At 42.0% G+C, this 9,418-nt stretch carries 11 protein-coding genes and 1 pseudogene; all 12 read left to right on the forward strand.

Going from position 1 to position 9,418, the window contains the following annotated elements:
* Positions 1–103: 103 nt before the first annotated feature.
* The 12 genes and pseudogenes from Q7U10_02810 (at position 104) to Q7U10_02865 (ending at position 9,385) form a co-directional block, all read left to right on the forward strand.
* A complete protein-coding gene (locus Q7U10_02810; protein ID MDO8281548.1) occupies positions 104–517 on the forward strand; it encodes a JAB domain-containing protein in 414 nt (137 codons plus the stop codon).
* Positions 514–927 (forward strand): hypothetical protein, encoded by a 414-nt coding sequence (locus Q7U10_02815; protein MDO8281549.1) that lies wholly within the window; start codon positions 514–516, stop codon positions 925–927. The genes Q7U10_02810 and Q7U10_02815 overlap by 4 nt, the downstream gene beginning before the upstream one ends.
* 112 nt (positions 928–1,039) lie before the next feature.
* Positions 1,040–2,464, forward strand: coding sequence for a DNA polymerase III subunit beta (locus tag Q7U10_02820; GenBank protein MDO8281550.1), 1,425 nt, complete (start codon positions 1,040–1,042; stop codon positions 2,462–2,464).
* Between the two features lie 23 nt (positions 2,465–2,487).
* The gene (locus tag Q7U10_02825) at positions 2,488–2,940 is read left to right on the forward strand and encodes a DUF488 family protein (protein ID MDO8281551.1); all 453 of its coding nucleotides are present in this window, start codon (positions 2,488–2,490) and stop codon (positions 2,938–2,940) included.
* On the forward strand, positions 2,927–3,796 hold the full coding sequence (locus Q7U10_02830; GenBank protein ID MDO8281552.1) for a ParB/RepB/Spo0J family partition protein: 870 nt from the start codon (positions 2,927–2,929) through the stop codon (positions 3,794–3,796). The genes Q7U10_02825 and Q7U10_02830 overlap by 14 nt, the downstream gene beginning before the upstream one ends.
* 73 nt (positions 3,797–3,869) lie before the next feature.
* Positions 3,870–4,349 (forward strand): annotated as a pseudogene (locus Q7U10_02835) (IS3 family transposase).
* Positions 4,350–4,357: 8 nt separating this feature from the next.
* On the forward strand, positions 4,358–4,699 hold the full coding sequence (locus Q7U10_02840) for a hypothetical protein (protein ID MDO8281553.1): 342 nt from the start codon (positions 4,358–4,360) through the stop codon (positions 4,697–4,699).
* 290 nt (positions 4,700–4,989) lie between these two features.
* A complete protein-coding gene (locus Q7U10_02845; protein ID MDO8281554.1) occupies positions 4,990–6,003 on the forward strand; it encodes an ABC transporter substrate-binding protein in 1,014 nt (337 codons plus the stop codon).
* Positions 6,004–6,018: 15 nt separating this feature from the next.
* Positions 6,019–6,846, forward strand: a complete 828-nt coding sequence (locus Q7U10_02850) for an ATP-binding cassette domain-containing protein (protein MDO8281555.1) — start codon at positions 6,019–6,021, stop codon at positions 6,844–6,846.
* A complete protein-coding gene (locus tag Q7U10_02855) occupies positions 6,843–7,898 on the forward strand; it encodes an ABC transporter substrate-binding protein (GenBank protein MDO8281556.1) in 1,056 nt (351 codons plus the stop codon). Before Q7U10_02850 ends, Q7U10_02855 begins: the two co-directional genes overlap by 4 nt.
* Before the next feature lie 3 nt (positions 7,899–7,901).
* Positions 7,902–8,666, forward strand: a complete 765-nt coding sequence (locus tag Q7U10_02860) for an ABC transporter permease (protein ID MDO8281557.1) — start codon at positions 7,902–7,904, stop codon at positions 8,664–8,666.
* Between the two features lie 332 nt (positions 8,667–8,998).
* The gene (locus Q7U10_02865) at positions 8,999–9,385 is read left to right on the forward strand and encodes a hypothetical protein (protein MDO8281558.1); all 387 of its coding nucleotides are present in this window, start codon (positions 8,999–9,001) and stop codon (positions 9,383–9,385) included.
* The last annotated feature ends 33 nt before the right edge of the window (positions 9,386–9,418 follow it).

A 9,418-nucleotide genomic window follows, 5' to 3' on the forward strand; every position in this document is an offset into this window, starting at 1 on the left:
AGATGATAGAGCGAGGGAAAATAGAAGGCGAGAAGGGAGCAACACAGACACCCACGATGCCGTTACTACCTCGCTCTATCTCAATAATTAAGGGGGATAGTTAATGGAGATTCAGGTCAGTGAAAAAGGGTCTATCAAAAGCTCGAATGATGCAGCCAGGATATTGAAATCAATACTATCAGCTGAGCCTGAGATCGAGAGAGAGAAAGAGCATTTTTGGGCTATCGGGCTCAACATAAAAAATCAAATCAAATATGTTGAGCTTGTAAGTCTTGGCACCTTGACCGCTTCTCTTGTTCATCCTCGTGAGACCTTCAGAATGGCGGTACTGAAAGGCATAGCAAGTCTGATCGTCGGACACAATCATCCGTCCGGAGACACGACTCCATCAAGAGATGATCTGACAATAACAAAGCGCCTTAAGGAAGCAGGGGAAATCCTCGGCATCAAATTAATTGACCATGTAATTGTCACAGAGACAGAGCACAAAAGTTTAATGGAAGGAGGACTGATATGAGATTAAAAGAAGGCGACAAAATTCAGGGTGGAGCGTATGACGGATTTGAAGTTATCTCTGTCTATACGAGAGAACAGGCTATTGAGGATGGTTTTCTGGTGGATGTATCAACAACGGCAAAGGAAGCCGGCTTCAGGTATTCGGTAGCTGTTACAAGGGCTGTATGGGATACCTATATTGTCCCTGATGAAAAAGCGAGAGCATGGGGACAGGGAGAAGACGGCAGACTGTGGGATACGCTCTGGATGCTCATGTGGGAGATCAGGCAAGGCGGAGAGAGTGAGATACTTTACAAGCTTTACTTTGTCATGAAGGAAAAACAGCGCAGGCTTGTAACACTTAAAGCTGTTTGCGGGCCCGGCGACGATGGCGAGCCGGTTATAACGATCATGTTACCGGAAGAGGATTAACCGGTGATGAAAAAAGGAGGTGATGAATTATTGAATGATCCGGCTGTAAAAGTAAAAAGGGCTGTCATAAGACAGCCCTAAACCCCAAACCGCAAAGAAAGGAGTTTATGAAATGAGTGTATCAACTGAGAAAAAGAAAGTCAAAAAAGCACCAAAGACAAAAGCTGTGAAGGCATCAAAGAAGGAGAAAATTCAGGTCATTGAAATATCCCGGGATACACTGACAAAGACGTTAAAGACTGCGAATGATTTCATCATGAAGAAAGGAACACTGCCTGTGCTTTCAACAGTCAGGCTTGAGTTCACAATCAAAGAGTGCATAATTGCAGCAACAGACCTTGAGGTCTCATGGTCAAAGCGTGTAAAGGTTTTAAAAGGTGCGGTTGTCGCAAGGTGTGTCCCTGCTGATCTGCTGATCAGAGAGATTCAGGCTCTGCCTCAGGATATTGTAAAGGTCGAGTTAGCCTTCAGCCCTGATACTGTAAAGATTAATGACAGGTGCACGATCTGGACAATGAGCGCGGATGACTTTCCGGTTCTGCCTGATATAAAGGGCAAGGATATTGAGATAGACAATATCACTGACAGTCTCAAAAAAGTCATTGTAGCAATCGGCGGCAGCGATACGAGATATACGCTTAATGGTGTCTGTTTTAACTTTGCTGACAAAATGATCGTCGGCACTGACGGACACAGGCTGCATACCGAGACCCTGAACTTTAAGGGTGATGTTAACAGCCAGATAATCATCCCTGAAAAAGCCTGTAAGGCGATTATCAAATATCCTCACAAATATGAACATGACCGTGACGACTGGAGAAGCAAAGAAAAGGAAGTGAAAGGGATGTGGGAGACAAAGACATATACACTGAATGTTTTCGGCAATGAGGTCAAAGTTGAGTACAAAGCTGACAAAAAAGCAGAGGACATTGATATTACATATTCCGGTCCGGTTAACGCCTCAGGTGAACATAAAGGGTATGTAGGCCATTATTCGCTCACACACTCAAAGCATGAGACCATTCAGGATTATTTACAGAAACAGGCTGAGGAGATGTATCTTGACTATCATAACCCGATGCCTGTCAGGCTGAGCGCTGACATCAAGCATATCTCCTGCACCCTGGCCGGTGGGACAATGACCGCAAAGCTGATTGACGGCACATATCCTGATGTCAAAAAGATCATACCTAAATCTCAGCCGGTCAAGGTAGACTTTAATGCAAAAGAGTTTCTTGAAGTTATGGCAGGGGTCATGCCTGTTCTCAGGGACAGCAAAGGTGTAAAGCTGACAGTGAACGGCAAGATAGACATACAGGGGATGAACCCGGGCACCGCTGATTACAAGTGGAGCGTTGATGCAAAGAGCAGCGGCAAAGGCAAGGATAAAACCCTGATAGTCGGCATGAATGCTCAGTACATTATTGACGCTGTCAGGGCATACGGCGAGAGCGGCACAGTCACGATGGAGCTTAGCGAGGAACTCTCTCCCTGCCTTATCAACAAGAAAGCTGTTATTATGCCGATGAGAGTTTGACAATGACCTTAAAGGAGGCAAGAGTGATATATACGATCGGGTATCAGAAATCAAATCTTAAACATATAATCAGCATCATGGATGCGAAGGACATCGGCCTCTTAGTCGATGTCCGCTCCGTCCCTTATTCCAGAGTCCCTGAGAAGTACGAGTTCAATAAGAACCGTATGATCGAGGAGCTTAAAGACAAATATTTGTGGGTAGGAGATATCTGCGGCGGGAAATCAGGGAACCCGGTACCGCAGAAATGTATCAACGAGATTATAGACCTGCATAAGGGAAGAGGCTTCAATCTTTTGCTTATGTGCATGGAGAATCATCCGTGCGACTGTCACAGGTTATATGATATCTCCCGGCGGCTGGTAAAGTCCGGAGAGATCCCGGTGCATCTGTTTGATGGTAATGAGGTTGAGACGCATGTGCTGTCAGAGAGATTCTGTAAAGAAAGGGGGGATAATAGACGTGGAAAACGATAGAGAGCTCCCGATAAACAAAGTATTCCCTAACCCGAACCAGCCCAGGAAGGAGTTTGATCAGGAAAAGCTGGAAGGGCTTGCAATGAATATCAAGGAGTATGGTGTATTGCAGGCGATCGTGACAACTCCACGGACTGACCCCTTGCATGGTGAGGGGTTCATGATAATAGCAGGTGAGAGGCGTTACAGGGCATCACTTTTAGCAGGGCTTAAGACTATTCCATCAAAGGTCATTGAGGCGGATGATGCGCTTGTTGAGGAGCTGGCGCTGCTTGAGAACATACAGCGTCAAGATCTTAATATCATCGAGGAGGCAAAGGCATTTGAGGCTCTCTTGAAACGTCAGGGATGGGACAAAGAGAAGCTTGCCAAAAAGATGGGCTTCAAACAGGTCTGGAGAGTAGATGAGAGACTGAGCCTCCTGAAGCTGACAGACGAGCATCAGGATATGGTCATTAAAGGGGAGATAACCCCTTCTCAGGCTTTTGAAATGAGCCGTGTATCCCATGAGAAGCAGGAAATTATCATAAGGAAGATCCGTGCCGGCGGGCTCGATTCATACAACAGGCTCAGGTCATTCGTAGAGGGGCTTATTGATATGGACAATCAAGCCAAAATGTTTGAGCTAACCTCTATATCATCTGAGGAGAAAAAGAGTATAGAGGACTTTAGAGGGCTTATCATCAACATCGAGAGGGCTATAGGCACACTACAGGTAAAGCACTTAAAGAAACTCAGCCTTCATTCCGATATCAGCGCAGAGAGGATAGACCTCATTATCAGTTCGTTGATGAAGATCAGAAAGTCGGTGCTGGCAGGGGAGGGGTTTAAGAAGGCACTGGAAGAAGCAGCGTAAAGGGGCGTATAGCTTAGAAGGGGGTTGGTTCATACCAATCCCCTTTTTGATTGTCGATAGTGAGTCAGTCCCAGACATTACCTATATACAAACAGATGAAAGTTGGCTGTATCTTGCAGGGCACAAGGATCTTTTCACCGGAGAGATTGTAGGGTATGCAATGGGGACGCGCATGACAAAGAATCTGGTCAGCCAGTCTTTACTGAAGTCAGTGGCAGCAAAACGCCCTGCAAAGGGACTGATCCATCACTCAGATCGGGGGAGTCAGTATTGTTCATATGAATACAGGGATATGCTTGAAGGTTTTGGCATAAAGGCATCAATGAGCAGAAAAGGGAATTGTTATGACAATGCGCCGATGGAGAGTTTTTGGGGAACGCTAAAACAGGAGCTTATTAACCATAGAAGATACGCCAGCAGGCAAGAGGCAATTCAGGATATCAGCGAATACATAGAAGTTTTTTACAATCGGCAGAGAAGACAAAAACGCCTAAGGTATCTATCCCCTGCTGTATATGAAAAACGGTTTTACGAAAAGAGACTCGCTGCATGACTCATTTGGTGTCCACTATTGACAGCAGACCTCATAACTACAATATATCTGAAGTATATGAGATACTTACATGGCTTCAAACAAACTTTGGAGGGGAAGAATTTCCTCTTGCTAATAATGTTGCGCATATGGGAAACGGAACTGAACAAGATGGGTTAGGTGTTGCAATCCTTAATCTCACACCTGGCAATATTCTACATGCTCAGGGCTCATCCTATCTTGGGGTTGTTTTAGAAGAGGTTGATATATTGAAATGGAATGATGCTGCAATTGGCATTAAGTGGCGTATAATTAATATGCCAACCACCAGTAATCAATTAAAAGAAATTATTAACACCCATCTGTCCTAAATAGTTGTTCATAATGATAATTTGAAATAATCATTCCGTTGATTAATAAGCCGTTAAAAGTCGCGCAATTGTAAATTGTAAACGGATCTTCAATCTGTCAAATACTACAAGACTTTCCCTTTATCAATGCATGATATAACAAGGTATATTTTCTTGCTATCTTCTTGTAAAATCGCACTTTTATGATAATTAAAGAAATAAGATGGGGATATTTTATGTATAACTAATTGTGTGCATATTTATTAATATAATATATATATTGTTTATTGTTACTAAGAAAGTTAGGTTTGATGAAAAAAATTAGAAATCAAACAGGTTATAGCATAATATTGATTATTTGTTTTGTTACTATTATTACTATAGTTTTTATAAGTTGTAATAATGGGTCAACCAACAAAAATGTTGATATAGTTAGTGTCAGACTGAAGTGGTTTCACCAGGCGCAATTCGCTGGATTATATATTGCTGAGGATATGGGATTTTATAGGGCAGAAGGTCTTAATGTTGAATTAAGACCAGGAGGCCAGGATTTTAGCGCAGTTAAACTTGTGGCGGCTGGCTCTGAAGATTTTGGTATTGCCGGTGCAGATGAGATATTGATAGCGCGTGAAAAGGGAATGCCCCTGGTTGCTATTGCAGTGATTTTTCAAAAAAGCCCGGTATGTTTTTTTTCTAAAAAGGATTCTGGTATCAAGAGTCCGTACGATTTTGTCGGGCGGCGTGTTGCGATGCAATATGGAACAAATGTGCGCAATGAGTATGTGGCCATGATGCGCAAGCTCGGCGTAGATATGAGCAAGGTAATTGAAGTTCCCTCGCGTTTTGATATGCAGCAATTTTTTGAGGGAAAAGTTGATGTCTGGAACGGATATGTTATTAACGAGAGACTGGCTGCTGAAGAACATGGCTTTAATGTTAATCTTATTTGCCCATCAGAATATGGCATAGATATGTATTCCGACACATTATTTACAACTGAAAAGATGATAATGAATCGGCCAGATGTGGTTCGCAAAATGGTCAAAGCCACAATAGAAGGCTGGAAGTCTGCACTTGCTGATCGTGAGTATACAGTGAAGGCAGTTCTCAAGCGAGACTCCAGACTTAATGCCGAACATGAAAGAAGGATGTTGGACGCCGAGGCTGATCTTATTGCAGCTCGTGAGGTTAATCAACATAGGATTGGGTGGATGGACAAGCAAGTTTGGGAAAGCATGCAATTAACGCTTGCATCCATTGGAATATTAAGGAATAATAGCTTCGATGTAAGGGATGTCTATACGAATGTTTTCTTGTCACATTAATAGGAGAAAGAATTTATGTCATATATAGTTGAGATGAACGAGGTAAGCATGGCCTATAGGGGACCAAACGGGTCACCTATAGAGGTGCTTAAGAAGTTCAACCTTTCAGTTGAGCCTGGAACCTTTCTTGCCATACTGGGACCTTCTGGCTGTGGGAAAACAACTATTTTAAATTTAATAGGATCTTTAATCAAAGAGACTAGTGGAAGGATAAATGTTATTGGAAAATCGCCTGAAGATGCCCTTAGAGAGAGGGCTTTCAGTTTTGTTTTTCAAAACCCGGTTCTCTTGCCATGGAGAACAGTTCGTGAAAATGTTGCATTAGCAGGTGAAATATTCCACGATGAAAATATAGTTAAAAGGGCAGAAAATTATGTACTTATGCTTGGATTAACTGACTTTCTTGATGCATATCCAGCGCAGCTTTCAGGTGGAATGCAAGCGAGGGTTGCCATCGCTCGTGCTTTTTCATATGAACCTAAGCTGTTGCTTCTTGACGAGCCATTTGGTGCTCTTGACAGCATGACTCGCACAGCTATGAATACTTTATTGTTGAATCTATTAAACCAAAATTCATCTATTACTACTGTACTAGTTACGCATTCAATAGAGGAGGCAATTTATTTGGCTGATAGAGTCATTGTTCTTTCTGATAGACCAGCTGATATTCTTTGGAATGAACAGATTTTGATGGAAAAACCTCGTAATTTAGCAACGCGTAACAGTCAGGACTTTCTTAAATATCATAGAGAAGTTGAGCAGGTTGTGTTTGGCAATGGATTAAAGTTGAATAGTCACGGAGACTTTTCCTTAAAATACGAAAAACGGAGGTTTAACAAATGATTAAGAAAGAAAAAAAACTAGGTGTTAAGGTTATCGGAACTTTTTTAGGTATTACTTTTGTTCTGCTTACGTTTCTGTTTATATCGGGCTGTGATTTATCGAAACAGAGTGGGAAGAATGAAGCCCCCAAGAAAAAGGTCAGCTTAAGGCTACGGTGGATTCCGCAATCACAATTCGCTGGTATATATTGGGCTCAGGAGAAGGGACTTTTTGCCAAAGAGGGCCTCGATGTAACGATAGTTCCTGGAGGTCCTGGAATCAATATTATGCAGTTGATTGGCTCAGGCGCGGAAGATATGGGTATTTGCGCCTCTGCCCAAGTCATTGAAGCAAGAGATAAGGGGTTACCAGTAGTCAGTGTGGGTACGATCTTTCAGTCGAATCCCAATATCTTTTTTGCTAAGACGGAGAGCGGCATAACTTCACCAAAGGATTGGGTTGGTAAAACGGTTGCAGTTTTTAAGGGGTATGACCAAGAATATGTTTTTAGGGCGTTGTTGAAACGCCAGGGTATTGATCCTAAGTCAGTGAAAGAGTATCCGGCACAGATCGACATGAATCCCTTTTTTGAGGACAAAGTTGAAGTATGGTCGGGATATGTAATCAACCAACCCAACACTGCTGAGGAAAAAGGTTTCAAGATAAATAGGATATACCCTGATAAATATGGTGTACACATTAGTGGTGATGGAATCTGCACATCAGAAGAATTTATACAAAATCAGCCTGAAATAGTAGGTGCTGTAACACGTGCAGTTCTGACAGGCTGGAAGGAAGCATTATCTAATCGAAAAGAGGCGGTTGATATTATGCTTAAGGTCAATCCTAAACTCGATCGTGTTCATGAGGAGAAGATGATAAATTCTGTGGCTGAACTTTCATTGACAGACGATATCAACGGTAAAATAGGTTGGATGAAAGAACAACAGTGGCAGGAGATGATAGATTTATGGAAAGAATTTGGAGGGATAAAGAATGATATGAAGGCGGCAAGCTGCTATACCATGAAATTTTTAGAAGAGTTTTATGGCCAGGAGCCGAAGGGAGAATAGGCATTGAAAGCCAATAACGCCAAGATGTTGCGTCGACTAATTGCACTCGCCATAATTGTGTTAATTGTATTGGCATGGGAAGGCACGGTGCGTTTATTTGAGGTGAAGCAATACCTTTTACCTGCGCCTTCAGATGTATTTATGGAGTTGTGGGAGTTTAAGGCAAGTCTTGTTGTTGACACGCTCTACACAGCATGGGAATCATTCTTAGGTTTTGGTATAGCTTTGTTTTTTGCTTTTTGGTTTGCCTTGTTCTTTGCAAACTCAAGGCTATTTTATGAGTCTACAATGCCTTTACTGATAAGTTTAAAGGCTGTACCTATTATTGCTATGGCGCCCCTTCTAATACTCTGGCTTGGAAATGGTGTTCTTAGTAAGTCGGTCATGTCCGCATTGATCTGTTTTTTCCCAATTGTAGTTAATTTGACAAAGGGGCTTAACACAGTTCCGGAGGAACACCTAAAGCTCATGAAGAGTTTATCGGCATCGAGGTTGCAGATTTTCATAAAAATTCGTCTGCCTAATTCCATGCCATATCTCTTTTCGGCACTTAAAGTCGCGAGTACTTTAAGCGTTGTTGGCGCTATAGTGGCAGAATTCAGCGGGGCAAATAAAGGCATTGGATATGTAATATTGGTTGCGGCGCTCAGAATTGAGACACCCATGCTTTTTTGCGGAATATTTCTTGCTTCAGCCCTCGGTGTGCTTTTTTATTATGCGATAGAGACAATAGAGAGCAGGGTAGTTTTTTGGGAAAAGACGGAATAATTGTGGAAATTTCTGAGCCTGGACAATAAAGTCGGGAAGGAAGAGTTGACAGCTGAATATGAGCAGGTCAATGCCACACAATACGAGTTATTAGTGTGCACGCTATCCAGGTTTTAAAATTGTATCGCTTCGTGAAAAAGCATAAATATGGCTACTATTTTACTGAAGATTGAAGAATGGTAAAGAGCCGGGTCTTTTTTTTGAAAAGCTCTTATAACTTAAAATATTAACATCAAATAATGTAAAGCATGATTTAGTTCTCGATAATTTCTTGACGGTATGTTTTAATATCATATCTCGAGTAAAATACTTTTTGTTTATTGAGGACTTAGGTGGGAAGACTGAAACTCACAATAGAGGAACTCTATTCTTATTGGCCCAAACCGTGCAAAACTCATCATACGAACCCTACTAGAATCGATGCCGATAAAATTCTTGGATCTACCAGAAAAATTCGGCGTCAACTTATTGACAATTTAACCCCAGATTTCATTAGTAATTATCTTCCATTAAAAAAGGATCCAATCTTTATCAATCTGCACAATAAGTGGCGGAAAAAGTCAAAAATTGATTTGAGTATAGAGAAATTTAAAAAGCAGTTAAAAGAATATAGAGGTGGACCCCATCCATTGGACAGGTTAGGGGCTGATTTAAGGTGGAATGCACCGGCCATCATGCCGCCTCCAAAAGCTGTTCTGATTTCCTATATCCGCCAATAGGCAGATTCCAGTATGCCTCATAAGGGGTCTTGT

Source organism: Thermodesulfovibrionia bacterium (genome assembly GCA_030646035.1).
In the GTDB taxonomy this organism is placed as follows: domain Bacteria; phylum Nitrospirota; class Thermodesulfovibrionia; order UBA6902; family UBA6902; genus JACQZG01.

Excerpts from the sequence above, each read along its gene's own strand:
- Q7U10_02810 (MDO8281548.1), top strand. The coding sequence starts at position 104 with ATGGAGATTCAGGTCAGTGAAAAAGGGTCTATCAAAAGCTCGAATGAT.
- Q7U10_02815 (MDO8281549.1), top strand. The coding sequence starts at position 514 with ATGAGATTAAAAGAAGGCGACAAAATTCAGGGTGGAGCGTATGACGGA.
- Q7U10_02820 (MDO8281550.1), top strand. The coding sequence starts at position 1,040 with ATGAGTGTATCAACTGAGAAAAAGAAAGTCAAAAAAGCACCAAAGACA.
- Q7U10_02845 (MDO8281554.1), top strand. The coding sequence starts at position 4,990 with ATGAAAAAAATTAGAAATCAAACAGGTTATAGCATAATATTGATTATT.
- Q7U10_02850 (MDO8281555.1), top strand. The coding sequence starts at position 6,019 with ATGTCATATATAGTTGAGATGAACGAGGTAAGCATGGCCTATAGGGGA.
- Q7U10_02855 (MDO8281556.1), top strand. The coding sequence starts at position 6,843 with ATGATTAAGAAAGAAAAAAAACTAGGTGTTAAGGTTATCGGAACTTTT.